We start from the raw sequence: 24,373 nt of genomic DNA, 5'->3' as shown, positions 1-24,373 counted from the left end.
GGCCAGCGTGAGGCCGACGTGACAGCTTCAACGGCCTTCCTGGACTCGTGTACGGGCCCGGCCGCACGCTGACGCGTGCGCAGGATCGGAGTCCGTCGGGGCAGTCCGGGTCAGGTCCTCGTGCTCGTTACGCGGCACCCCGGGCGGGTGGGCCCGGGGCAGGAAGAGGGCTATGAGCAGACCGACCGCCATCGCGCCTGCCGCGATCAGGAAGGAGATCTGGAAGCCCCGCATGGCCGGGACGGTGACGCCGTTCACCGAGTGCGCGGTACCGGCCAGGACCGTGCCGACGACAGCACTGGCGGCCGAGGAACCGATCGAGCGCATCAGGGTGTTGAGGCCGTTGGCCGCGCCGGTCTCCGAGGCGGGGACGGCGCCGATGATCAGGGCGGGGAGGGAGGAGTAGGCGAGGGCGATGCCCGGCCCCAGGATCACGGTGATGACGACGCTCTGCCAGGGGGCGTTCAGCAGGCCGAGGCCGGAGCCGTAACCGAGCGCGATGATCACCATGCCGAGGATCAGAGTGCTCCTGGGTCCGTACTTGCCGGACAGCCGGGCGTGGACGGGGGTGGTGACCATCATGGTCAGGCCGAGCGGTGCCATGAGCAGGCCCGCGACCACCATCGACTGGCCGAGGCCGTAACCGGTGGCCTTCGGCAGCTGGAGCAACTGGGGAAGGACCAGCGAGACGACGAGGAAGGAGACGCCGACCATGATCGAGGCGAGGTTGGTGAGGAGCACCGCGGGTCGGGCCGTGGTGCGCAGGTTCACCAGCGGTGCCTTGAGACGTAGCTCCATCGCGCCCCACAGGACGAGCACGACCGCCGCCGTGGCGAACAGTCCGAGGGTGGTGCCGGAGGTCCAGCCCCAGTCGCTGCCCTTGGTGATCGGCAGCAGGAGGAGGACGAGACCGGCTGACAGCCCGACGGCGCCGAGGACATCGAAGGTGCCTTGTGCGCGGACCGGGGACTCGGGGACGACGAGGAGGGTGAGGACGACGCCGAGGAGGCCGAGTCCGGCGGAGCCGTAGAAGAGGACGTGCCAGTCGGTGTGCTGGGCAACCAGGGCCGCGGCGGGCAGCGCGAGGCCGCTGCCGACGCCCATGGAGGAACTCATCAGGGCCATCGCCGAGCCGAGCTTCTCGCGGGGAAGTATGTCGCGCAGCAGGCCGATACCGAGGGGGATCACGCTCATCGCGAAGCCCTGGAGGGCCCGGCCCGCGATCATCGTGAGCAGGTCGTTGGTGAGGGCGCTGACGAGCGCGCCGACGACCATCACCGCGAGGCTGAGAAGCAGCATGCGGCGCTTGCCGTGGAGGTCGCCGAGGCGGCCCATGATCGGCGTGGCGACGGCGCCGGAGAGCAGAGTCGCGGTGATGACCCAGGTCGTGTCACCGGGGTCGGCGTCCAGCAGTCGCGGCAGGTCCTTGAGCACCGGGACGAGCAGGGTCTGCATCGCCGAGACCACGATGCCCACGAAGGCGAGCACCGGGACAAGGGCCCCACTCGCTCTCCCGGCGGGCCGGTCGGTCGACTTGTGCGTCATGAGGGACGGCCGGCTGTCGCCCAGGGGCCGAGGGCGAACCCGTCTCCCTCCCGCCGGACTTCCAAAGCGCCCGCGCCACCGAAGTGCGCGGGGACGAGCAGTTCCCGTTCATCGGCCGCCCGCGCGAGAATCCGACGGCGAGTGGCCACCGCTTGTTCCGGGGCCAGGCAGGCGTTGCTGTTGCAGCACGGATCGAGAATCTGCACCGGGCTGTGCAGCAGATCTCCGGCGAAGACCGCCCGGTCGCTCCCGGACGCGAGCCGCAGCACGGACGAGCCGGGGGTGTGGCCGGGCGCGGACTCCAGGGTGAGATGTTCGTCGATGCGGTGGATGCCGTCCCAGAGCACGGCCTGTCCGGCCCGGTGGACGGGTGCGACGCTGTCTTCGTAGATCAGGCGGTCGACCTCCTGCGCACCGTTTCCGTACGCGTTGTCCGGGCCGTAATGGAAGTCGTCCGCGGCCGGAATGAGGTACTGGGCGTTGGGGAACGTCGGTACCCACTGCCCGTCGGCGTCGACGGTGTTCCAGCCGACGTGATCGACGTGGAGGTGGGTGTTGACGACGACGTCCACGTCCTGCGGACGCACGCCGGCCCTCGCCAGGAGGCCGGGAAGATCACTCTGCGCGTTGTGGAACGGTCCCATGTTCGGTCGCTCGCGCCCGTTGCCCGCTCCGGTGTCCACCAGGACGGTCCGCCCGCCGCTGCGCAGCACCCAACTCTGAAGAGCGAGCACCACCACGTCGCTGTCCGGCTCCCAGTGGTCCGGGGCCAGCCAGTCCTCGTTGTCCTTCCAGGTGCCGGCGGCGGCTCCGGGGAACATGCCGGAGGTGGGCAGGAACGGTTCGTGCCACTCGACGACCCGGATGACCTCGACGTCACCCAGCACCATGCTCCGCACACTCTCGTTCAAGTTCGTCATGTGCTCGACCTTAAGAACGGTCGGACGACCCTCTCAATGCGCATCCAGCTCAAGAAAATACGAATCCGTCTCATGGCCGATACGCGAGATATGCTGCGTCAATGGATGTGGTCAGCGACGCGATCTCTGCCGTGCACCTCGGACACCCCTGGTCCCACCGGGTACGGACGAGCGGGAGCTGGTGCGCACGGCTGGACCCGTACGACGGCGCGGGCTTCTACGTCGTGCTGAAGGGCAACTGCTGGCTGCTGACGGACGGCGGCAGCCCGGTACCGCTCTGCGTGGGTGACGCGGTGCTGCTGCCTCATGGCACGGGCCATGTGATCGCCAGTTCTCCCGTCGACGCGGCGGGCGCGACGCTCGCGGCGCAGGAGGCGGTGCCCTTCAAGCAATGGCTTGTGGAGACAGGATCGCGAGCCCCGTCCGATCGCGACGAGACGGAGATGCTCTGCGGCAGGTACTGGCTCGATTGCAGCCGCATGCACCCGCTCATGACCGAACTGCCCGAGGTCGTCCACCTGCCCAGCCGAGTGGGCAGCCACCTCGAACTCCGTGCCGCGATCGACCTGCTCGCCGGTGAGTTGGACGAGATGCGGCCCGGCTCCTGCGTGGCGCTTCCGAACCTGCTCGACCTTCTCCTCATCTACATGATCCGCTCCTGGATGACGGAGAGCACCACCGGAGTCTGGCCCGGCGCGCTGGGCGACCCGGTGACGGCCGCCGCCCTGCGCGCGCTGCACTCGAATCCGGCCGCGTCGTGGAGCAACGACAGCCTGGCGGCGGAGGCGGGTGTCTCCCGCCCCACGCTGGCGCGGCGGTTCACCACCTTGGTCGGCCGCCCTCCCATGGCGTACCTGACCTGGTGGCGCATCATCCTTGCCGCCACACTGCTCCGCGACACCCCGCACACCCTGGCCACCATTGCGGGCCGGGTCGGTTACGGGAGCCCATACGCCCTCTCGCACGCGTTCGAGAGGGAGTTCGGCATCACGCCGGGGCGATACCGGGCGAAGGCGGCGGACCGTACCGCTCCCACCGACAGCCCTCCGGCAGACCGACCCTGAAAGGTGGCGGGCCGAGCGGCGGAAGGAGCCAGGGGCCGGGCAGGACCGTCGGCGTGGATCGTCCGAAACGCCGTCGGCGGCGGTGCGCTACAGGCGGAAGCCGCCGGTGGCGTCGATGAGTTGTCCGGTGATCCACCGGGCGTCGTCGGAGGTGAGGAGTGCGACGACGTCGGCGACATCGGCGGGTTCGCCGATCCGGCCGAGGGCGTTCTGGGCGGCGATGGTGGAGATGAGTTCGGAGTTGCCGCGCAGCCAGGAGGCGTTCATGTCGGTGTCGGTGGTGGCGGGCACGACGGCGTTGACGGTGATACCGCGGGGGCCGAGGTGCAGGGCGAGGGGAAGGGTGAGGGCATCGATGGCACCCTTCGTCATGGTGTAGCCGATGAGGTCGGGGAGGGCGACGCGACTGGTGCCGGAGGAGATGTTCACAATGCGCCCACCGTCGGCCAGCCGGGGCAGGGCTGCCTGGATGATCAGGAACGGTGCGGTGGCGTTGATCTGCTGCTGGACGATGAAGTCGTCGGCGCTGAACTCTTCGATGGTGCCGTGCAGGGCGACCCCGGCGTTGTTCACCAGCACCCGCACGGGGGCGTCACGCAGCGGACCCGCCGCCGCGTCGTACGCGGCCCAGAACACGGTGCCCGTGTCCGGCGCGGCCAGGTCGGCGGCGAACGAGAACGCGGAGCCGCCGGCCGCGATGATCTTCTCGACGACGTCGGACGCGGCGGCCGAGTCCTGGCGGTAGTGAACGGCGACGGTGTACCCGTCGGCGGCGAGACGGCCGGCGATGGCCGCGCCAATGCCACGGCTGCCTCCCGTCACGACGGCGATACGGTCGGACTCTCGGGCGTCCAGCGCCTCGGTGTCGCGCAGTTCGGTGTCAGACATGATGCTCTCCTGTCGCCCCGGGTCGGGCGTTGATAGGTGCTGATGGGTGCTGATTGGGTGCTGCTGGGTGCTGATAACTGGTGGCCACTCCGGAGGCTCACCCCCTTCGCGGCACTGGCGACGGCCGCTCCACGCACTGGTCGCTGCGGCCATCGATGAGTGGAACCTCCACCCACGGACTTCTATTCCGATCGGAACAGAAGTCCGTGGGTTTTCTCGCACACCCGCCGAAGTGGCCGCTGGGGCAAGGGTCGTCACGGCCGTGCGTCCGCCTGAGAGCCGACCAACCTCCCGGTGCCGAGGCGGAGTTGGCCGGAGCGCCACGTACGGGCCCGAGGCGGAACACCCGGTGCGAGCGCAGAGGAGTCTGCGCCGGCCAAGGGAGTCTGGAGTGGACCTACGCGGCTGGGGACGATCAGTGCGGCAGCTTCGGCGCCAGGGACAGCGTCGGTGCCGCGAGCGACGACGGTCTGTTTCGTGGAGGGCGGAGACGACGTGCGTCCTACGCCGTACCCGCCCTGTCACCCCACGGCTCCGATGGGGCGCGCCCGCCGGAGTTGGTGTGGATGTGGATGTGGGTGCCGCGAGCCTGAGCCGCGGCACCCACACCCAACACGGTCAGCGCAGGAATTCACGCAGCATCTGCGTCAGTTCCTCGGGCTGCTCCTCGGTGATCCAGTGTCCGGCGCCGGGAAACACCACCCCTTCGACGTTCGTGGCGTACTTCTTCCACTGGTCGCCGACGGACGCGCCCAGCAGCTTCTCGCCACCGATCGCCAGAATGGGCATGGTCAGCTTGCCCTTGGCCCGGAGCTGCTTGTTCTGGGCGGCGTTCTCGGGCAGCGCCCGGTACACCTCCATCCAGGCCTTCAGACGCCCGGGCTCTCGCAGGAACCGGGCGTAGTACTCGTACTCTTCCGGGGAGAAGGCGTCCGGCTCGGTGACGATCAGGCCGATGAATCCCTCAACGAACTCACGTTCCTGTCCGGCGATGAGCTTCTCGGCGAGTTCCTCCTGGAAGAAGCCGAAGTGCCAAGCCGAATGGCTCCCGTCAGCAGTGATGGCCGGACCCTGGAAGATCGTTTCGTCCGGGATGGGCGCCTCCATCACCGCCATGCGCTCCACTTCCGACGGCCACATCGCGGCGTACGGATAGGCCGCCCAGATCCCGACGTCGTGGGCGACGATCTGGATTCCGTCGTTCAGGCCGAGCTGGGTCAGCAGAGCGTGCACGTCCCGGGCCAACTGCACGCCGTCGTAGCCGTCTTTCGGGACGCCCGAGTCCCCGGCCCCGCGCAGGTCCACCGCGATCACCGTGTGGTCCTCGGCCAGGGGGCCGAGCTGATGGGTCCACTCGGCCGAGGTCTGCGGAAAGCCGTGCAGCAGCACGATGGGTGACCCGCTGCCGCCGCGCAGGTAGTGCATGTTGAACCCGTTGACCTTCGCGTACTTCGACTTGTAACCCGCCGGCGGGCGAGGTTCGTCGCGCGACGTGGTCGGGGCCGCGGCGGTGTCAGCTTTTCCGGGAGACGAGGCCACGACGGTGTCAGCCGTCGTGGAAGGCGAGGCCGCGCCGGGCAGGGCACCCGGAATCAGCAGCGCGGACGTCGCCAGAATCACCGCGACACCGAGTCTTCGAATCTTCATCGTGCTCACCGTCTCCACTTCTGGATCGATTGAGCCATAAGTTGAGCACAAGCAGTGCGACAATGGCAAGGGGCTACGGAGCGGTGGCGGGAGAGGCACATGGCACGCACGGGACGACCACGGGAATTCGACCGTGACCACGCCGTACAGACGGCGTTGCACCTGTTCTGGGAGCACGGCTACAACGCGACGAGCCTCGCGCAGCTGCGTACGGCGATGGGGATCTCCTCAGCGAGCTTCTACGCCGCGTTCGGCTCCAAGGAGGCTCTGTTCGAGGAGACCGTCCAGACCTACGTGGCGCGCTTCGGTCGCGTCACCGACGCCGTGAGCCAGGAGTCACTGCCGCCCAAGGCGGCGGTTGAGCACATCCTGCGGGCCTCCGCGCGCATGCAGACGGACCACAGCCACCCCTCGGGTTGTCTGATCGTGCTGGCCGCGGCCGTCGGGGCGGACGACCAGTCGGCGGTCCGGGCGTTGCTGACCGACTATCGCGCGGCGGTACGGCGCAATGTGGCTACCTGTATCCAGCGCGCGGTGGCGGCGGGCGAGCTGTCGCCCGCGACGGATCCGGAGAGCATGTCGATCGTGTTCACCGGATTCCTCCACGGGCTTTCGGTCGAAAGCCGCGACGGCACCTCCCTGGAGAGCCTGGAGGCGGCGATCACCCAACTGATGCAGGTCTGGGACGCCGCCCGCGTATAGGAGCCCACGCCCGCGGGGATGGTCTCGGCGTCGTCCGGGTCAACCCCCTCCAGCCCGGACGGCCGTGGCCGGAGGTCAGTCGGCGTATACGAAGATCAGGCACAGAGCCACGAACGGCACAACGGACGCACCCAGCAGCGTCAGCGTCGCCGGGGCCGCCGCTGCCAGCCGTTCCCTCTCCTTGCGCCGGCCCGAGCGGAACACAAGACAGGCCAAGACCAGCGGCAGCGCCACGAGGACGAGGAAGATCACCGGAGCCGAGAATCGGCTGAACCCGGTGGTGCCGCTTTCGGTGGCGAGGCGCCAGGCGCTCGTGCCGAAGACGACTGCCGGGCCGATGAGCAGGCCGAACGAGAGGACCGACGCGACAGCGACGGTCAGTCCTTCGATCAGCCGCCCGGTACGCGTACGTTCACGGCGCACTTCCGTCACCCCTCCACGCCCCATACCCTGCCCCATCCCTGCACCCAAGTGCGGCAGTTCGGTGTCTTCAAGTCGAGTTGCTCAGTATGTCGGGGAATCGCCAACGCTGGTGGTCGGGGCGCAATACAGTCGGACCGATGGTCCGTAGCAGAGGAGACAGACCCCGCCAGGGTCCCGCCGGCACTGGCACAGAGATCACCGTGACCGGCAGTGGCAACGCAACTGCGGCTTTCGGGGGAACGGCCGTTACCGGCTACCAGGGCGCAACTCCCGGAACCGACCGGACCGACGGAACCGACCGAACCGACCCGGTTCCTGGCACTGCGGTGGATCTGTCCGACACCGGGGACGCGACCGCTTCCTGGGGCGGAGTGGCCAACACCGGACAGTTGAACATCGGCACGCTGGCCGTGCAGCAGCGTGCTCCACAGGCGACGGCCTCCTGGCCGCATCAGGTCGGGCTCATCCCGACCGAGGCGCGGTCCTTCCAGCACCGCGTCGAGATGGACCGGCTCGACGAGAGGGTCGACAGCGGGGGCCCCGCCGTGACAACGCGGGTACTGACCGGCATGGGCGGGGTGGGCAAGACCCAACTGGCCGCCGACTACGCCCGCAGAGCCTGGGCCGGCGACGGATCGGCCGGCGGCCTGGATGTCCTGGTGTGGGTCACCGCGAGCAGCCGCCAGGCCATCGTGACCGGCTATGCGCAGGCCGGAGTGGAATTGTGCCGGGGCGATCCGAACGATCCGGAGAAGGCCGCCCGCTCCTTTCTGGCCTGGCTCACCCCCAAGTCCGCGGCGGAACCGTGCCAGTGGCTGATTGTTCTGGACGACGTCGCCGATCCTTCGGACGTGCGTGGCCTCTGGCCGCCGGCCAGCTCTCACGGCCGCACTCTGGTCACGACCCGCCGCCGGGACGCCGCCATCGCCTCGAACGACCGTCACACCATCGAAGTCGGTCTGTTCACCAGGGCCGAGGCCCTCTCCTACCTCACCGCGTCCCTGGCCGGACACGGCCGTAACGAATCCGCCGACGAGTTGGCGGCTCTGGCCTCGGATCTCGGCTGTCTGCCCCTCGCTCTTGCCCAGGCCGTCGCCTACATCATCGATGTCGGACACGGTGTGGCCGACTACCGAGGCCTGCTCGCCGACCGTGCCACCACGCTCGACGACACCACCCCCGATGCCCTGCCCGACGACCAGACTTACCCGCTGGCCGCAGCCTGGTCCCTGTCCATCGACCGTGCCGACATCCTGCGCCCCGCCGGACTTGCCCGCCCCATGCTCCAACTCAGCGCCCTGCTGGACGCCAACGGCATCCCCACCGCCGCCCTCACCAGCGGCCCCGCTCTCGCCTACCTCACCGCACACCGCACCCGCACGGGCCCGCCGTCCGCCGGTGAACCGGCCCCTGTCTCCTCCGGAGACGCCACGCGCGCCCTGCGGGCCCTGCACAGGCTCAGCCTGATCGACCATCGTCCGACCTCGCCCCATCAGCCCGTACGCGTACACCAGCTCATCCAGCGCTGCGTCAGGGACGCCGTCTCACCCGTCAGGCAGGAGGCCGCCGCGCGGGCGGCCTCCGACGCGCTGAGCGCCGTCTGGCCCGACATCGAGCGGGACTCAAGTTTCGCGGCGAGCCTGCGCGCCAACGCGATGGCACTCGCCGACACGGCTGAAGCAGCCCTGCTTCAGCCCGACGTACACCCCGTACTCCACCGGGTCGGGACGAGTCTCGGAGAGTCGGGACAGCTCAGCGCCGCAGTCGGTTACTACGAACAGCTCACGGCGACCATCACCAGGTATCTCGGCCCCAACCATCACTCGACTCTGACTTCGCGTCACGAACTCGCCGGCTGGCGAGGTGAGGCCGCAGATGCCTCCGGTGCGGTCGATGCCTACGAGAGGCTGCTTCCCGACCGGATCAGAGTGCTCGGCTCTGACCACCCGGACACTCTGACCACTCGGCACAACCTCGCGTGGTGGCGGGGCAGGACCGGAGATGCCGCGGGCGCTGTCGAAGCGTTCGAGGAGTTACTGGCACACCGGCTTCGGGTACTGGGCCCCGACCATCCCGACACCCTGAACAGTTGGGGAAACATCGGCTGGTGGCGCGGACGAACCGGAGACGCCCCCGGGGCGGTAGCCGCGTTCCAGCACTCCCTGTCGGGCAGACTTCGCGTACTCGGCCCGGAGCACCCCGACACCCTGGTGACCCGGCACAATCTTGCGTGGTGGCGAGGCGAGGCCGGTCATGTGACCGCCGCGATCTCCGAATTCGAGGAACTCGCGTCCGATGTGCCACGGGTCATGGGACCGGGCCATCCTCAAACTCTGGCTACGCGCAGTGCCCTCGCCAACTGGCAGGGAGAGGCCGGAGATCCGCTCGGAGCGGCTGCCGCGCACGAGATCCTGCTGAGCGACGCGCTGCGGGTACTCGATCCTGACCACCCCCGGCTCGTCACCATCCGTCAAAGGCTGGCTCGCTGGCGCGGTGAGGCGGGAGACGCGGACGGCGCCGTGCGTGTGCTTGAGGGATTCCTCAGCGACGCCGTGCGGCGGCTGCCCCCTGATCACCCTGACATCGCTGCTTTCCGGCGTGACTTGGCGCGTTGGCGGGAGATGGCCGAAGCGCGGGCGGAGGGCGGACGGTGAGACTGCCTCGGGCCCGTAGTCTTGCGGCTTGTGAGATCCATACGTAGGGAGTGGGACCGCGCCCGGCACGGGCGGGGCAGAGGAAGTGCGGCCTCTTCGCAACGGGTGACCCTGGACCGTATCCAGGAACTCCTCGCGGCGGGCGACTTCGAGGAAGCCGAGACCGAGGCGCGGGCTCTCGCCGCCGCGTCGCGCGCCCGGGACGGCGACCCCGGACTGGTCCCGTGGCTGGCGCGATCCCTTGCCGCCGGGGCGGGGATCGCCCACGGCCGGGGCGCGGAGCTGCTGCCCGAACTCGAAACTCTGATCACGGAGTTGGAGCAGACAGCCGGCACCAACCGCCAACTGCTTCTGGCCGTCCGGTCGAACCGTGCGGCGGTCCTCGTACAACAGGACCGGTACGCCGAGGCCGAGACCGAGGCGCTGGACATCCTGCGCGGCACGACCCGACTCGCGCATCTCACCGAGATGTGGAGGATCGAGCAGAACGCGTTGACCAACTTGGCCGGCGCACTGAACGGGCAAGGCCGCCACGAGGAAGCGGAGGCCATCGCGCGAGGGCACCTGCCGCAGGCGGACGGGCCCACGGCCGCCTTCCTGCATCGTGCGCTGGTGGACAGCCTCAACGGGCAGAGCCGGTACGAGGAGGCGTTGGCCGAGGCCCGCCGGTACACACCGGCGGGAGGTCGGACGGCGAGCGGCATTCTGGAGATCGTGACAGCCAGGGCCCTGCACGGCCTGGGCCGTCGCGACGAGGCAGAGGCCACCGCCCGCGAGGCACTGGCCGCCTGCGAGCAGTTCCTGCATCCGGCCCACCCGCGCCTCAACGAGGCCCGTACGCTGCTGACCCGCATCATCGCCGAGGAACCCACCCCGGAATGACACCCTCCTCACCACTCACATCTCAGTGAGCTTGCTCAACTCCCGCTGCGGGACCCCGCGTGCGGGGATGGGCCCAGGGGCACCGGGGCACGGTCGAGACCTGCTGGATCGAATCGGGCCGCCCACGGTGGCACGCGGCGCCCGTCATTGCCGGAGACCGGGGGCGGGTGAGTACGCGCCCGCCACGAGGTAAGCAGCCGGACTCATGAACGGCGCCGCTGCGTGACCGAGGATCAGGAGCACCCGCTCTCACGGAAGGCTCCCCCGGTGAACTCCAAGACGTACGCCGCTCTTTACGGCCCGTGGCAGCCTGCCCCCACGCCTCATCGCGGGCAGACAGCCGTCGCCGTAATGGCCGGTCTGGTGTGGGCTCTCACCCTCGTGTCCCTCGCCTGGCTCGCGTTCCTCGTCAGCATGACCACGGTCTGGGGTTTGGCGGCCGAGATGCCCGTGGGAGGGTTCCTTCTGCGATACGCGCTGATCGTCGCCGGATCGGCTGCCGCGCTCATCGCGCTGGCCTTCGCGCCCGGCGTCCGCCGGCTCGCGACCGAAAGCCGACTGCTTCTCACAGGCGTCGTCGCCTTCCCCGCGCCCACCGTCCTCGCGGTCACCACATGGATCCAGGCCGGCTGAAGACGCCGAGGAGTGGGGCGACGTACGACCTGGGCGCTCAGTTCACGACCGGAGTGGTCGCAGGGCGCCGGCGACGACGGTGGTCATCATCCTGCGGACGGCGGCGGTCTGCGGCGGGGCGCTTGTCCGGTCGGCGAACGGCAGGTGCCCGGCCCCGACCAGGGTGGGGGCGAGCGTGTCGATGTCGGCGTCATCGGCCAGACGCCCCAACTCCCGCTCGGCGGTGAGATATCCGGCGATCATGGCAGTGCCCTGCATGACCAGGGGGATACCGGGCAGACCGGCCTCGCGCAACCGGGCGCGGAGCCCGTCGCGGAAGGTGATGAGCGCGACGATCGCCACCGTGACCGGCGCGAACAAGTCCCGCAGGGTGTCGGCGAGGCTGTCCACCACGCTCCCGGTGCCGGCGGCAGCGCGCAGAGTCGTGGTGCGCTCCTCGATGGCGCGGACGCGGTCGAGGATCAGTTCCGCCAGGAAAGCGTCGAAGTCGGCGAAGTGCCGGTGCAGCACACCCTTGGCGTGGTTCGCCTCTTCGGTGACCGCCCGGCTGGTCAACGCGTCGGGCCCCGAGTCGTTCGGCGTGGACGCCGAACGTTACGACCGTGCCCGACCGCCGTATCCCGACGCCCTGGTGGACAGGATCATCGCGGCAAGCCCCGGCCGGCACATCCTCGGCGTCGGAGTGGGGACCGGCGTCGAGGCACGGCAGTTCCAGGCGGCCAGCTGCACGGTGCTCGCTGTCGAGCCCGACGAGCGGATGGCCGCCTTCGCGCGACGCGGGCATGTCGAGGTCGAGGTCGCCAGGGAGGATCGGTCGTGGACGCCTACCAGCCGCTGTTCGCGAGAATCGCCGACGGCATACGGCAGTCAGGCAACTTCAGCGAGCCGGAACAGTGGCGCTTCGCCTGGGAGCGCACCTACTCCCGAGAGGAGTGGCTCGACCAACTTCCCACCTTCGGCGGCCTCACCCAACTCCCCGCAGACAAACTGGCCGAGGTCCTGGACAGCGCCGGGACCGCGATCGACAAGCTCGGCGGCCACGCCACCCTGCCCTACACATCCGTCGTGATCACCTCGACCCGCTCCCCAGGGACCCGACCGCGACAAACGTCGGCGCCGGACGCCGGAGCGTCGGCGGTCTACCCCGGCGACGTCCAGGAGGCCCGCGCTGCTCAACCTTCCGAAGCGTGGTCCCTCTTGGCGCGTCGTACGACACCTACGGCTTGGTTGACGAGGTGATCGGCGATCCTGCCGGGGCTCCGGAGTCCGGCACCCCCGCGTAGTCGGGCAGTTCGACACCGTTGATCGCGCGCCCGACCAGCTCCGTGAACCATTCGCCGGCGAAATCGGGGGCCGGTTCGGTGTCAGGCCCGGGGACTTCGCGGCTGCGGGCGTTCAACCGGCCGATCTCCTGGTTGGCCTCGACGAACGAGCGCATCCGCGCCTCGTAGCGGGCGAACCCGGCGTCGGGGTCCCATCCGGCGGCGGCCAGTTCCCCGGCCAGCAGATAGGCGCCGACCAGTGCCAGCCCGGTGCCCTGCCCGGACATCGGCGACGAGCTGAACGCCGCGTCGCCGAGCAGCCCCACCCGTCCGCTCGACCAGCGGTCCATCACCACCTGAGCGACCTGGTCGAGATAGAAGTCCGGCGTGTCGTCCAGGTGCGCGAGGATGTCCGGGGTCAACCAGCCCAGGCCCGCCATCCGCTCCCGCAGCAGGAACTTCTGGGCGGCGATGTCACGGTGGTCGACGTCGAAGTCGGCCGAGGCGAAGTAGAACATGGCCATCGCCCGGGTCGCGTCCTGGATGGGGCGCAGGAGGGCGGAGCGCCCGGTCTCCTGATCCTGGTACTCAAGCAGCCAGCGATCCAGCCCGAACTCGTTGGGCACGCTGTAGAAGGCCAGCACGTGCCCGAGGTGGCGGAGGAACCGTTCATGCGGCCCGAAGACCATCGCTCGCAGCTCCGAGTGCGGCCCGTCCGCCCCCACCACCAGGTCGAAGCGCCGTCGGCTGCCGCCGGCGAAGACCACGTCGACCCCGTCCGCGTCCTGGGCGAGTTCGGCGATTCGGTCGCCGAAGACGTACTCGACGCCGTCGCGGGTGTCGTCGTAGAGCACCTGGGACAGGTCCCCGCGCAGGATCTCGATGTCCGCGATGAACCCGTCGCCACCGTCGTCGTCGGCACGGAAGGTCTCCAGCACCTGCCCGTCCGCGTCCACGGTGTGTGCGCCGGCGGTGTCGGTGCACGCCGCGCGCACCGCCGCGTCCAACCCCATGCGCGCGATGGCCTCCTTGGCGACCCCGCGCGCGTCCACCGCCTGCCCGCCCGGGCGCAGCCCGGGAGCCCGCTCCACCACGGTCACCTCGGCCCCTCGCCGGCGCAGCCAGTGGGCCAGCGCGGGTCCCGCGATGCTCGCCCCCGCCACCAGCACCCTGGGACCGCTCGCCCGCGTCCCCTGCCCGCCCGTCCGGATCGCGTGCCCCTGGTCGGAGTCGTCGGCGCTCATCACTGCCTCCATGTGCTTCCTCCCGCGCCGGACGTTCCCGGCACAGGCCCCTCGCTGTCGGTGTATCCAGCCGTACCGACCACCGAGCCGCACCGAACTCATCGGTCACGGCAGACATTGATGACAAACGCCAACTCCTATGACGCTTATATCAACCCAGACTGCCGCAAGCCCGGCGGACCGGCCCGTCGGCCGGGGCACGGGTCGGCCGATCCCCGCGCAGTACAGTCACGGGAAAGTGATCTTGGCCCGCGCGGTGGGCGTGAACGGGCTTCGGTGCACGGCGGAGAGCGCACGGATCGAGAGGTGTCGGGGGGTGACGCGGGTGGGTGAACGGCTGGAGTGGCAGGACGCCGGGGGTGATCCGTGGGCCGGGGTGAACGCGGACGCCGTAAAGCTGGCAGTCCGGGAGCAGTCGGAGCGGGCCGTGCCCGGTGTGACGGACATGGCGTCGTATCTGGCGGCTCAGGTGTCCGACACCTCTCACCGTGAGGTGGTGGGTCCGCTGCTGGACGGCGGATCGCCGAGCGGTGTCGTCGTACGTCGCGGTGCGGTCATCGCCTCCTGGGGTGATCCGGCCCGGGTGGAGATGGCCTTCAGCGCGACCAAGAGCGTCCTGGCGCTGACCGCCGGACCGGCGTACGACGACGGGCTGCTGCGACTCGACGAGCCGGTGCACCGCTCCGTGGACCTGCCGCAGTTCGCCGGCTCCCACGGACGGGCCATCACCTGGCGGCACCTCCTGGACCAGACCAGTCAGTGGGAGGGCGAACTCTGGTCCAAACCCACCTCGGTCGACGCGCAGAGCGTCCGGGAGGGCACGGAGTCGCCGGGCGGGCCGCCCGGCGAGGGCTGGGCGTACAACGACGTACGCGTGAACCTGGCCGCCTTGGCACTCACCGTGCTCTACGGCAAGCCCCTGCCGGAGATACTGCGCACCCGCATCGCGGAACCCATTGGCGCCTCGCCCCTGTGGTCCTGGCACGGATACGCCAACTCCTGGGCCGATGTGCCCGATGGACGCGTGCCCGTCGTGTCCGGGGGCGCGCACTGGGGCGGCGGACTGTGGATCAACGCCCTCGACCTGGCCCGCATCGGCCGGCTCTGTCTGCTGGGCGGGAGTTGGGGAGGACGCCAGGTGGTCTCCCGTCGCTGGATCGAGGAACTGTGGACGCCCTGCCCGGTGAAGCCGAACTACGGCCTGTCCTGGTGGCTCAACGACGACCGCACGGTATGGCCCGACGCCCCGTCGACCGGACGCTGCGCCCGGGGCAACGGCGGCGCGCACCTGCTCTGGGTCGACCCGGCGCGTGACCTGGTGATCAGCTCACGCTGGGGCGCCGAGCCCGAGGCGCTGCTCCGGGCTGTCTCGGCGGCCGTGGCCCCGAACTCCGGGTCGGCCTCGGAGGGCTGAGGCAGGCGGGCCGGCCAGTGCGTGTGGTGAAAGCGGCTTGTGGTGCGTGCGATCACAGGGCGGAGGATCGGCGAAGCAGAGGGTCAGCGGCCGGGACGCTTGACCTTCGAGTCAGGTAGAAGGTCTACCGTCGGAGGGTGAGCACGATGCGGATCTCCCAGCTCGCCGAACGCAGCGGCGTCCCGGCCACCACCCTGCGTTTCTACGAGAACGCCGGGCTTCTGTCCGCCGGCCGCACCCCGGCCGGCTATCGGATGTACGGCGAGGACGCGGTCGAGCGCCTGGCGTTCATCGGCGCGGCCAAGCACCTCGGGCTGCCCCTGGAGGAGATCGTCGAACTCCTCGCGGTGTGGCAGGCCGGGACTTGCTGGGAGGTCAGGGCGGACCTGCGGCCACGGATCGCCGCACGCCTGGCCGAGGCCGAGCTTCGGGCCGCCGAGCTGGCCGCCTTCACCGCGTCGCTGAACACGGCGCTGGCCCACCTCGACGCACTGCCCGACCGGGCCGGGCGCTGCGATCCCGGGTGCGGCTTCCTCACCGCCCCGCCGTCCGCCGGGAGCACCCGGGCGGTGGACGTCGACCTGCTGCCCGGCCGCCAGGCCGCCGAGCAGGACGCGGAACGGTGGCGCCGTACCCCGGTGGCCTGTTCCCTGACCGGCGACGGCTTGCGCGAACGTACCGCCCAGTGGCACGAGGCGCTCGACGGCGCCGTACGGACGGCCATTCCCGACGGCCTGCGGCTCACTCTGCCCGCCGCGCGTACCGCAGCGGTGGCGGCGCTCGCCGCCGACGAACAGCGGTGCTGCCCCTTCTTCGACTTCCGGCTTCATCTCGACGGCCAGGAGCTGCACCTCGAAGTCCGCGCCGCCGCCGACGGCGCGGGCCTGCTCACCGATCTCTTCGGCCCGGCCAACTGACCGTCACACCACCGACTCTCACCTCCTCGCCGTCCGACAGAAGGACCCTGCCGTCGTGCTCGTCGCCCGCTCCATCGCCCTGTTCATCGTCGCCGCGCTCTTCGAGATCGGAGGGGCCTGGCTGGTCTGGCAAGGCGTACGCGAACACAAGGGCTGGATCTGGGTCGGCGCCGGCGTCATCGCGCTCGGGTTGTACGGGTTCGTCGCCACGCTCCAGCCGGACGGCAACTTCGGCCGCATCCTCGCCGCGTACGGCGGGATCTTCGTCGCCGGGTCGATCGCCTGGGCCGTGGTCGCCGACGGCTTCCGCCCCGACCGCTACGACATCATCGGCGCCGTCGTCTGCCTCGTCGGAATGGGCATCCTCATGTACGCGCCCCGTGGCCACTGACGGAACGGGTTCGCTGACCGGTCGGTCATCGACCCGACCCGCCCCGGCTCGGCCCGTCGATCAGGGCCGCGGTCGGGTCGGTCGTGGGCGAGCGTTGGCGGGCGAGAGCGAGGCCGGCCACTGCCGTGATCGCCATGGCGGCAATGCCGACCAGCGCGGCCGTGGTGTAGGCGGCCTCGTCCGGGAAGAGACGGCCGGCGTCGGTGCCGGCGGCCAGGACCAGGCCGCCCATGGCGCTGCCCAGGGAGTAACCGACGCTGCGTACGACGTAGTTGAAGCTCATCGCGCTGGACGTCTCGCTCTTGGGGGTGACAGCCAGGATGACGCCGGGCATGGCGGCCGAGAAGCTGCCGACACCGAAGCCCAGCACGCCCATCGCTACGAAGAGTTCGGCCAGATTCGACCGGGCCGCCGCGAAGAGAACGAACCCGCCACCCACGACGACGGCGCTGCCCGCCAGGAGCAAGGGGGCGTCGACCCGTGCGCGAAGCCGAGGCGTGAGTTTGCCGGCGACGAACCCCAGCGCGGAGAACGGGACAAGGACCAGCCCGGCGACGAAGGTGGTCAGCCCGAAGCCGTAGCCGGCGCTGTGCGGCGTCTGCGCGTACCGGGTGATGAGGGTGAGGAGGAGATACATGCCGATCCCGCCGACGAACATGGCGATGTTCGCCCCCGCGACCGCTGGGTGCCGCACCGCCCGGACATCGACCAGGGGCGTCTTGCTGCGCAGCTCGGAGGCGGTCCAGACGCAGAGCAGGAGCACGGCGACGACGGCGAGGACCACCGCCACGGTGAGGTGATGGCTCCACAGGCTCGTCTCGCTTGCCAGGAACAGGACGAGGAACAGTCCACCCGCCAGCAGGAGCGCGCCCGTTACGTTCACGTGCGCGGAGCGGCCGTCGGGAGCCACGGGGATGGAGCGCCACGCGGCCAGGAAAGCGGCGGCGGTGACGAACAGGCCGAAGCCGTAGGCGGCCCGTACCCCGCCGAACTCGGCGAGCAGCGCGGTGAGCGGGTAGCCGACGCCGGCTCCGATGATCGAGACCACCGAGATCAGGGCGATCGTGGCCGCGCCGCGCTCCTCGGGGAGATGGTCACGGGCCACGCCCATCATCAGCGCCGTCAGACCGAGCCCGATGCCTTGGGCCGCCCTGCCGACAAGCAGCCACGCGAACGGCAGCGGCAGCACGGTGAGCGCACTGCCGGCGACGACGACCGCCAGTGTGGCGAGAATCGTGGCTCGCCGGTGCGGGCCTGCTCCGAGCCTCCCGAGGACGGGTGTGGCGACGGCGCCGCTCAGCAGCGCGATGGTCAGCGTCCACTGCGCGCTGTCGAGCGAGACGTGGAACGTGGTCGCCACGCTGGTGATGAGCGGCGTCCCGAGGCTGGCGACGGCTGCGACGACCAGGGCGACGAATGTCAGGGAGGGGACCAGCAGTCGCGCCTCGGGGTGTTCCGGGGTGGTGCTCATCGGCCGGTTCCGGTTGTGAGGACGAGCAGCCGTTCGCGCTCGGACGTCCAGCACTCGTCGGCGGGGCCGCCGGGCGTCATGCGCGCGAGCAGCGCGTCGGCCTGGGCGGTGTACGGCGGTTCCAGCAGGGCTGTTCGCGGCATCGGTGCTCCCGTCGAGGTTGTTTCTCAATGAGAAACACGGGGCGGATGCTAGTGTTTCGAATAACGAAACACAAGGAGAGTCATGCCGACACCGCGCCCAGGAGCCCCGGTTCGTGGATCGACCACCGGCCGTCCGATCATGGCCGCGATGGATCTCTTCGGCCGTCGGTGGGCGCTGCGAATTCTCTGGGAGCTGCGTGCGGGTCCGCTCGGTGCGCGTGCGCTGCTGGCACGGTGCGCGGGCCTGTCGTCCAGCGTCCTCTACCAGCGGCTTCGCGAGCTCACGTCGAGCGGGATCGTCGCCTCCTCCGACGATGGCTATGAACTCACCCGGCTGGGGGCCGCGCTCGGTCATGCCCTCCAACCGCTCGACGAATGGGCGATCACCTGGGCGCAGGCGCAGGAGGAGAACGACCGGAATCCTGAGGAGGGTTGAAGGCCGCGGGCTCTTCGATCGCTTCCGGTCGGGGAGGGCCGGGACACGGCTTCCGCCGTACCGCGGTGGTTGTGGACGGCCCCTCCCCGACCCGCGCTCGCCCTGGGTGGACTCCGGCTGTGCCGTTCAGTTCGTGACCCGGGTGAGGAAGCGCCTCAGGCCGACGCGTGGACGGTGGGCCGGTAGATCAGTTCCTGGATGTGGTTGTCGAGCGTCCGGTGCTCGATCAGTTCGAGGTCGAAGTCGGCCGCTCCCTGGAAGATCGCGTCCAGCCCGGTCCGGCCGGTGATCACCGGGAAGATCGTCACCTGGACGCGGTCGACCAGCCCGGCGGCCATCAGCGCCCGGTTCATCGAGAGGCTGCCGTGCGAGCGCAGCGGTACGGGGGACGACTCCTTGAGCGCCGCGACGACGTCGACGGCGTCGCCATGTACGAGGTCCGCGTCGGGCCAGTCGAGGGGTCCTTCCAGGGTGGTCGACACCACTGTCGCCGGCAGGTTCACCATGCGGGTGACCCAGGGGTCACGTACCTCGGACTCCTCGGTGCTCGCGGCCAGCATCCGCGTGAACGCCCGAAAAGTGTTGGCCCCGAAGACCATCCGCTGTTCCTCGCCGTAGAGGCCGAAGCGGTGGTCGAGGAGTTCGGGGCCCTGCTTGCCCCAGTAGCCGGTCCAGTCGCCGCCGGCGGCGCCGAAGCCGTCGAGGCTGGAGAAGACGTCGAACGTGTAGGTGGTGGTCATGACGATCTCCTTGAGTGCGATCGACTACATGTCTCGGATACAGACCGGCGTCCACGGCCGGACTCATCGCTCCCCGTCGGCACGGTGCCGCGTGCGGTCATGACCGGTAGCGGGCGAGCCGCCGCCCATCGTGCGGAGCATGGGCGGGCCACCGGTGCGCCAGAAGCGGACCAGGAGTACGGCCGCGAGGGCGAGGAAGGCGATATTGAGCCAGGTGGTGTAGTTCCAGCTGATGCCTTCCGTGGGAAGCTTCGCGCCGTCCTGATCGGGGATCAGCCCGAGTCCTCCGAAGACCAGTTCCACGACGTATCCGGCGACGACCGTCGCGAGGTAGAACGTGCCGAGGAGAAAGGCCGCCATCCTGGCGCCGTAGTACTTCCGGTAGATGTTGAGGATCGGCAGGATCAGCAGATCGGCGAAGATGAACGCCACCACCCCGCCGAAACTGATGCCTCCCTTCCACAGCACCACCGCCAGTGGGACGTTGCCGATGGAGCAGACGAACGAGGCGATGGCCACCAGCGGGCCGACGACGGGACCCCACAGCTTGGCTGCCAGAGGGTGGCCGTCGAAGAAGAAGGCACGCCAGAACGAGTCCGGCACCCAGGCGGCGATGGCGCCGGCGATGAGCAGACCGGCGACCAGGTCGCGCAGGATCGCCGCCCATTCCATGACGAAGACGTGCGCCGTGGCGGTGAAGCCCTCCCGGGAGAACAGCCGCCGGGTGAAGGAGCCTTCGCGCCGGACGGTCATGTCCATCGCGGCGTGGCCCTCCATGGACCCGGACAGCCCCTTCCGGGCCTGGTCATGGGCCTGGCGCAGGAGTCTGTCGCGCAGGAGGAGGCGGAACAGGACAGCCAGTACGACGATCATGACGGGGCCGCCGACGAACTCGGCGGCGGCGAACTGCCAGCCCATCAGCAACACCAGGATCACGCCGAGTTCCACGACGAGGTTGGTCGAGGCGATCTCGAAGGCCATCACGGCGGTGAAGTGCGCGCCCTTGAGAAACAGGGACCGGGCCAGCGCCACCGCCGCGTAGGAGCAGGACGAGGAGGCCGCACCCAGGCCCGCGGCGACGGCGAGAGTGGCCGGCCGGTCGTCACCGAGCAGCGCGACGACGGTCGACTTGCGGACCACGGCCTGGACGACGGCGGACAGGGCGAAGCCGAGGATCAGGGCCCAGGTGATCTCCCAGGCCATGGACCCGGTGATCGACAGCGCGTGCAGTACGGCGTGCATCCGTGAAGCGTGCCTTCCCCCACGGCGTACGTCCGGAGGACTCGCCAGCCCCGTCGGCCACGAACTCCCCCGGGCTCAGGCGACCGGGCGGTCCGGAGGGCGCGCGAGCCGGAGGTGGGGCAGGAGACGGGCCGCCGCGTCCAGGACCGCTGTCCCGGATCGCCGTTCAGGCGCGCTTACTCGAACAGGTGCCGGTTGGCTTGGCTCCAGGCGACTCGTTGGGTCAGGTCGTCGAGGTAGCCGTCGGCGACCCAGCGGGCCTGGGGCTGGAGTCCCCGCGCGGCGAGACCGCGAACCTGCTCGATCGCCGCTTTCTGGACGTCGACGACCGCGCCGGCCAGTCCGTCGGTGGAGGTCAAGCCGTAGGCGTGGGCGAACAGTTCCAAGCGGTGGCGCCGGTCGGGTGGCCCGGGATACCGCAGCCAGCGGACGCATTCGGCGTCGTCCCGGAACGGGGCGACGTACTCCAGCGCGTAGGCGATGTCGTGCAGCCGGTCCGCCGGCCGGGCGTAGTCCCAGTCGAGGATGCCGACGGGGTTCTCCCGCTGCCAGACGATGTTCCACGGGCCGAAGTCACCGTGGCAGACCACCTCACCGTCCCGCGGCCCGCTCTCCCCGGTGCACCAGGTCAGCCCTTCGGACAGACGGAAACCGTCGACCGCGTCGTGATACTGACGCAGGAAGCGCGCGAAGGCGGCGAGACCGGAGTCGTCGATCACCTTGGCCCAGCCCTGCGGTCCCGACTCGCCGTCCAGATAGGTGAGGACCTCACGTCCGCTCTCGTCGATCCCCCGCACCCGTGGCGAGTAGGGGAAGCCGACAGCCTCCAGATGCCGGAGCAACTCGTGGACCGCCGGGGTCCACGAATGCACGGGCCGCCGGACCGTGTCGCCGATACGTACCACTCTGCGATCAGGATCATCCTGCAACACGCGTTCGTCAGTCACCCGCGCAGTATTCCGCAGCTCCCGCAGCGGTTACATCGCAATTGTTCGCCGCAGGCGCCGACCGCGCCCGCGGCCAGGTCCGGGCTCGTTCCCGCCGGACCGTGCCCCGCCAAGAACACGTGCCGTGCGGCAGGCTCAGCCGACCGGCACGCTCAGCCGACTGCCTCGCGCAGTTCGGCGGCGGTCTGGGCGACGAGTTCGGAGAGGGTCGCCTCCGGGTCGGCCAGCCAGCGGGACGTGGCGCGCCGGGAGACCGCAATCGCCACGTCGATGATGAAGCGTGCTTTGCCGCGCTCGACGCCTCGTTGTTCGAGCGCCCCTGCCAACGCGTCGGCGATGTCGGCGAGTTTGATCAGATCGCGCTCGGCCAGTGCCGGACTGGTGGCGATCACTTTGACGCGGCGCAGCAGGAACTCGCGCGAGGGAAAGACCTCGTCGGCGGTTCCCAGTGCGGTCAGCAGCGCCTCGATCGGTGTGAGGCCGGGGTCGGCCGCCTCGACCCGGGCGGCAAGGTGCGCTTCGAGTTCGTTGCCGGCGAAGAGGACTTCCCGCTTGTCGGGGAAATAGCGGTAGAAGGAGCGCTCGGTCAGGCCGGCGGTGCGCGCGATCTGCGCGACCGTGGTGCGCTCGAACCCCTGCGTCTCGAAGAGCTCGAGCGCCGCGCGCTCAAGCCGCCCCTGTGCGTCTGACTCCCATCGCGGCATACCCGACAGCATATGACAGCAGAGGCTGTCGTCAGGACGCGTTACCATCGATGACAACAGATGCTGTCATCACTTAGAAGGATGGTCATGATCATGAAGGCGCTTCAGTTCGACCGGTTCGGTTCTCCGGACGTGATCGTGCTCCGCGAGGTCCCGAAGCCCGAGCCGGGACCCGGCCAGATCCGGATCGCCGTGCGGGCGTGCGGCCTGACGCCGGGCGACTGGGCGGTGGTCGACGGCGTGCTCGCCGATCAGCTGCCGCCGCTGCCGCGCGGGCTCGGCGTCGAGGTCGCGGGCACCGTCGACGGGCTCGGCGAGGGCGTTTCCGGCGTCGAGATCGGCGACCGCGTGTTCGGCCCGGCGACCCTCGACGGCCCGACGGCCGGGGCCGCCGAGTACGCGCTGATGGCCGCCTGGGCCCACATTCCCGCGGGCGTCACCGCCGAGCAGGCAGCCGCGCTGCCGATGGCGGCCGAGACGGCCTGGCACGCGCTCGACGACCTGGGTGTCCAGCCGGGCGAGCTGCTGCTCGTCCACGGCGCGGGCTCCACCGTGGGTGAGGTGGCGGTGCGCCTGGCGCTGCACCGGGGAGTCCGGGTGATCGCCACCGCCGGGCCGACGCGGGCCGCGGCCCTGGCGGAGATCGGCGCCCTGGTGACCGGCTACGGCGACGGCATGGCCGAGCGCGTCGCCGCGCTGGCCGGGGGCCGCGTCGACCGCGCCCTGGACACGGCCCCGAGCGGCGGCCGGATAGACCGCGCCCACGAGGCAAGCCCGGGCGGCGGCTCGCTGCCGTCCCTGATCGAGCTGACCGGGGACCCCGATCGTGTCCTCACGATCTCGGACTTCGCCGCCGCAGCCGAACTGGGCACCCGGATCACCCAGATCGAGATGCGCTACGACCGGATGAACGAGTTCGCCCGGCTGGCCGGCGAAGGCGTTCTCGTCGTATCGGTCGCCCGCACCTACACACTCGACCAGATCCAGGAGGCGGCCGAGCTCAGCCAGTCCCGCCGGCCCGGCGGCAAGCTCATGCTCGTCCTGTGACCGGGTTACCGGGCGGGGCAGAGGCCATCGCGTGATCTTGAGGAGTCCTTACAACTCTCCCTGATTACGCGGTGGTTGCACCTCCCTTCCCGCCACCGCGACGGGACCGGGCCGGACTGAGGAGCAGAACGGTGCGGGGACGGCCGACTTCCAGCGGTTCGTTCACCTGCGCGGCATGACCCACGTAGGGGTGAATCCCGAGTGATCGTGCCATGCCGACCGGCGGACCCCGTCACGCTGTTCCCTGTCGGCCAGGGTGACCTGAGGAGTCCGCGTGACGGTAGAACAAGCGACGGACCCCCATGTCTTCGTCCCCGTCGGCCCCTCCGTGCCGGTCCCCCGGCACGTCGCCTGCGTGATGGACGGCAACGGCCGGTGGGCCGTACGCCGGGCGTTGCCGAGGACGTCCGGTCACCGTGCCGCCGAGGCGACCGTGATCGACGTCATCGAGGCGGCGCGGGCCGCCGGGGTTCAGTGGCTGAGCCTGTACGCGTTCTCCACCGAGAACTGGCAGCGCCCGGGCAGCGAGGTCGACTACCTCATGCGGCTGGTGCGCCGCGTGGTGCGCAAGCATGCCCCGCTGTTGCAGGCCCGGGGGATCCGCTGCCGGTTCCTCGGCGTCAGCGACTCCCAGATCCCCGCCGAACTGGCCCGGGATTTCGCCGATCTGACGACGCTGACGAGCGGGAATCGCGGCATGACACTGACGGTGGCGTTCGACCACGGCGGGCGCTCGGACATCGTCGAAGCGGCACGCTCCCTGATCCGCAACCAGGTACCGGCCGACGCGGTGAGCGAGGAGAGCTTCGCCGCGCACCTGCCCCACCCCGACACTCCCGATGTGGATCTGGTCATCCGTACCTCGGGGGAACAGCGCATCTCCAACTTCATGCTCTGGCAGGTCGCCTACGCCGAGTTCATGTTCCCCCCGGTGCTCTGGCCGGACTTCAGCGCCGCGCACTTCGTGGAATGCCTGCACACCTACCGGCAGCGCAGCCGCCGCTTCGGCGGACTGACACCCCAAGCAGACGGAGCGTCCCCACCGTGACCGACCCCG

24 protein-coding genes and 1 pseudogene are annotated in these 24,373 nt (G+C 70.1%); 12 read left to right on the top strand and 13 right to left on the bottom strand.

All coding sequences use genetic code 11. The annotated features are described in order from the left end of the window. Nucleotides 1-27: 27 nt before the first annotated feature. Nucleotides 28-1,545 (bottom strand): MFS transporter, encoded by a 1,518-nt coding sequence (locus ACFYNU_RS34845; RefSeq protein WP_356596523.1) that lies wholly within the window; start codon nt 1,543-1,545, stop codon nt 28-30. After that, on the bottom strand, nt 1,542-2,465 hold the full coding sequence (locus ACFYNU_RS34840; protein WP_356596521.1) for an MBL fold metallo-hydrolase: 924 nt from the start codon (nt 2,463-2,465) through the stop codon (nt 1,542-1,544). Before ACFYNU_RS34840 ends, ACFYNU_RS34845 begins: the two co-directional genes overlap by 4 nt. A gap of 101 nt (nt 2,466-2,566) precedes the next feature. Between ACFYNU_RS34840 and ACFYNU_RS34835 the strand changes: the two genes are divergently transcribed. After that, entirely contained in the window at nt 2,567-3,529 is a 963-nt protein-coding gene (locus ACFYNU_RS34835; protein WP_356596519.1) for an AraC family transcriptional regulator, read from the top strand. An 87-nt stretch (nt 3,530-3,616) separates the two neighbouring features. On the opposite strand, the gene ACFYNU_RS34830 is transcribed toward ACFYNU_RS34835, so the two are convergent. Next, nucleotides 3,617-4,417, bottom strand: coding sequence for an SDR family oxidoreductase (locus ACFYNU_RS34830; protein ID WP_356596517.1), 801 nt, complete (start codon nt 4,415-4,417; stop codon nt 3,617-3,619). A gap of 618 nt (nt 4,418-5,035) precedes the next feature. Beyond that, nucleotides 5,036-6,133: an alpha/beta hydrolase gene (locus tag ACFYNU_RS34825; RefSeq protein WP_356596515.1), complete on the bottom strand. Its 1,098-nt coding sequence runs from the start codon at nt 6,131-6,133 to the stop codon at nt 5,036-5,038. 30 nt (nt 6,134-6,163) lie between these two features. Here ACFYNU_RS34825 and ACFYNU_RS34820 point away from each other — a divergent pair, with 30 nt between their 5' ends. Continuing rightward, nucleotides 6,164-6,766, top strand: a complete 603-nt coding sequence (locus ACFYNU_RS34820; protein ID WP_356596513.1) for a TetR/AcrR family transcriptional regulator — start codon at nt 6,164-6,166, stop codon at nt 6,764-6,766. Nucleotides 6,767-6,841: 75 nt separating this feature from the next. Here the strand turns inward: ACFYNU_RS34820 and ACFYNU_RS34815 are convergent, their stop codons facing one another. Then, on the bottom strand, nt 6,842-7,189 hold the full coding sequence (locus ACFYNU_RS34815) for a hypothetical protein (protein ID WP_356596511.1): 348 nt from the start codon (nt 7,187-7,189) through the stop codon (nt 6,842-6,844). Between the two features lie 326 nt (nt 7,190-7,515). Here ACFYNU_RS34815 and ACFYNU_RS34810 point away from each other — a divergent pair, with 326 nt between their 5' ends. The 3 genes from ACFYNU_RS34810 (at nt 7,516) to ACFYNU_RS34800 (ending at nt 11,358) form a co-directional block, all read left to right on the top strand. Next, nucleotides 7,516-9,843 (top strand): tetratricopeptide repeat protein, encoded by a 2,328-nt coding sequence (locus ACFYNU_RS34810; RefSeq protein ID WP_356596509.1) that lies wholly within the window; start codon nt 7,516-7,518, stop codon nt 9,841-9,843. A gap of 105 nt (nt 9,844-9,948) precedes the next feature. Continuing rightward, complete coding sequence (locus ACFYNU_RS34805; RefSeq protein WP_356596507.1) at nt 9,949-10,725, top strand: tetratricopeptide repeat protein; 777 nt, start codon at nt 9,949-9,951, stop codon at nt 10,723-10,725. Nucleotides 10,726-10,992: 267 nt separating this feature from the next. Beyond that, nucleotides 10,993-11,358 (top strand): hypothetical protein, encoded by a 366-nt coding sequence (locus ACFYNU_RS34800; protein WP_356596505.1) that lies wholly within the window; start codon nt 10,993-10,995, stop codon nt 11,356-11,358. A 42-nt stretch (nt 11,359-11,400) separates the two neighbouring features. Here ACFYNU_RS34800 and ACFYNU_RS34795 read toward each other — a convergent pair whose 3' ends face one another. Further along, complete coding sequence (locus ACFYNU_RS34795) at nt 11,401-11,913, bottom strand: TetR/AcrR family transcriptional regulator (protein WP_356596503.1); 513 nt, start codon at nt 11,911-11,913, stop codon at nt 11,401-11,403. On the opposite strand from ACFYNU_RS34795, the pseudogene ACFYNU_RS34790 reads away from it, so the two are divergent. Then, a pseudogene (locus ACFYNU_RS34790) lies at nt 11,873-12,444 on the top strand (class I SAM-dependent methyltransferase); the annotation flags it as partial. The gene ACFYNU_RS34795 and the pseudogene ACFYNU_RS34790 sit on opposite strands and share 41 nt — an antisense overlap. A gap of 130 nt (nt 12,445-12,574) precedes the next feature. On the opposite strand, the gene ACFYNU_RS34785 reads toward ACFYNU_RS34790, so the two are convergent. Continuing rightward, nucleotides 12,575-13,864 carry an FAD-dependent monooxygenase gene (locus ACFYNU_RS34785; protein ID WP_356596501.1) on the bottom strand — a complete coding sequence of 430 codons (1,290 nt, stop codon included), beginning with the start codon at nt 13,862-13,864 and terminating at the stop codon, nt 12,575-12,577. 316 nt (nt 13,865-14,180) lie between these two features. Here ACFYNU_RS34785 and ACFYNU_RS34780 point away from each other — a divergent pair, with 316 nt between their 5' ends. The 3 genes from ACFYNU_RS34780 (at nt 14,181) to ACFYNU_RS34770 (ending at nt 16,586) form a co-directional block, all read left to right on the top strand. Next, complete coding sequence (locus tag ACFYNU_RS34780; protein ID WP_356596499.1) at nt 14,181-15,278, top strand: serine hydrolase domain-containing protein; 1,098 nt, start codon at nt 14,181-14,183, stop codon at nt 15,276-15,278. Between the two features lie 146 nt (nt 15,279-15,424). Then, nucleotides 15,425-16,195: a MerR family transcriptional regulator gene (locus tag ACFYNU_RS34775; RefSeq protein WP_356596539.1), complete on the top strand. Its 771-nt coding sequence runs from the start codon at nt 15,425-15,427 to the stop codon at nt 16,193-16,195. Nucleotides 16,196-16,250: 55 nt separating this feature from the next. Next, entirely contained in the window at nt 16,251-16,586 is a 336-nt protein-coding gene (locus tag ACFYNU_RS34770) for a YnfA family protein (RefSeq protein ID WP_356596497.1), read from the top strand. A 25-nt stretch (nt 16,587-16,611) separates the two neighbouring features. Here ACFYNU_RS34770 and ACFYNU_RS34765 read toward each other — a convergent pair whose 3' ends face one another. Together ACFYNU_RS34765 and ACFYNU_RS34760 are read right to left on the bottom strand one after the other, a co-directional pair. Beyond that, nucleotides 16,612-18,057 (bottom strand): MFS transporter, encoded by a 1,446-nt coding sequence (locus ACFYNU_RS34765; protein WP_356596495.1) that lies wholly within the window; start codon nt 18,055-18,057, stop codon nt 16,612-16,614. After that, nucleotides 18,054-18,200: a hypothetical protein gene (locus ACFYNU_RS34760; RefSeq protein WP_356596493.1), complete on the bottom strand. Its 147-nt coding sequence runs from the start codon at nt 18,198-18,200 to the stop codon at nt 18,054-18,056. The genes ACFYNU_RS34765 and ACFYNU_RS34760 overlap by 4 nt, the downstream gene beginning before the upstream one ends. A 139-nt stretch (nt 18,201-18,339) precedes the next feature. Between ACFYNU_RS34760 and ACFYNU_RS34755 the strand changes: the two genes are divergently transcribed. Next, the gene (locus ACFYNU_RS34755; protein WP_356596537.1) at nt 18,340-18,636 is read left to right on the top strand and encodes a helix-turn-helix domain-containing protein; all 297 of its coding nucleotides are present in this window, start codon (nt 18,340-18,342) and stop codon (nt 18,634-18,636) included. A gap of 155 nt (nt 18,637-18,791) precedes the next feature. Here the strand turns inward: ACFYNU_RS34755 and ACFYNU_RS34750 are convergent, their stop codons facing one another. From ACFYNU_RS34750 to ACFYNU_RS34735, 4 genes are all read right to left on the bottom strand, one after another. Then, complete coding sequence (locus ACFYNU_RS34750) at nt 18,792-19,376, bottom strand: dihydrofolate reductase family protein (protein WP_356596491.1); 585 nt, start codon at nt 19,374-19,376, stop codon at nt 18,792-18,794. Between the two features lie 63 nt (nt 19,377-19,439). Continuing rightward, nucleotides 19,440-20,618, bottom strand: coding sequence for a permease (locus tag ACFYNU_RS34745; RefSeq protein ID WP_356596489.1), 1,179 nt, complete (start codon nt 20,616-20,618; stop codon nt 19,440-19,442). 176 nt (nt 20,619-20,794) lie between these two features. Next, complete coding sequence (locus ACFYNU_RS34740) at nt 20,795-21,565, bottom strand: aminoglycoside phosphotransferase family protein (protein WP_356596487.1); 771 nt, start codon at nt 21,563-21,565, stop codon at nt 20,795-20,797. Between the two features lie 152 nt (nt 21,566-21,717). Further along, entirely contained in the window at nt 21,718-22,269 is a 552-nt protein-coding gene (locus ACFYNU_RS34735) for a TetR family transcriptional regulator (protein ID WP_356596485.1), read from the bottom strand. 93 nt (nt 22,270-22,362) lie between these two features. Here ACFYNU_RS34735 and ACFYNU_RS34730 point away from each other — a divergent pair, with 93 nt between their 5' ends. Continuing rightward, a complete protein-coding gene (locus ACFYNU_RS34730; protein WP_356596483.1) occupies nt 22,363-23,316 on the top strand; it encodes an NADP-dependent oxidoreductase in 954 nt (317 codons plus the stop codon). Between the two features lie 358 nt (nt 23,317-23,674). Then, a complete protein-coding gene (gene uppS, locus ACFYNU_RS34725) occupies nt 23,675-24,364 on the top strand; it encodes a polyprenyl diphosphate synthase (protein ID WP_356596535.1) in 690 nt (229 codons plus the stop codon). Nucleotides 24,365-24,373: the final 9 nt, after the last annotated feature.

The organism is Streptomyces sp. NPDC006643 (assembly GCF_042870175.1).
Lineage (GTDB): Bacteria > Actinomycetota > Actinomycetes > Streptomycetales > Streptomycetaceae > Streptomyces.
Note: the sequence above shows the minus strand (reverse complement) of the source record. Positions and strands in the feature narration are given on the sequence as shown.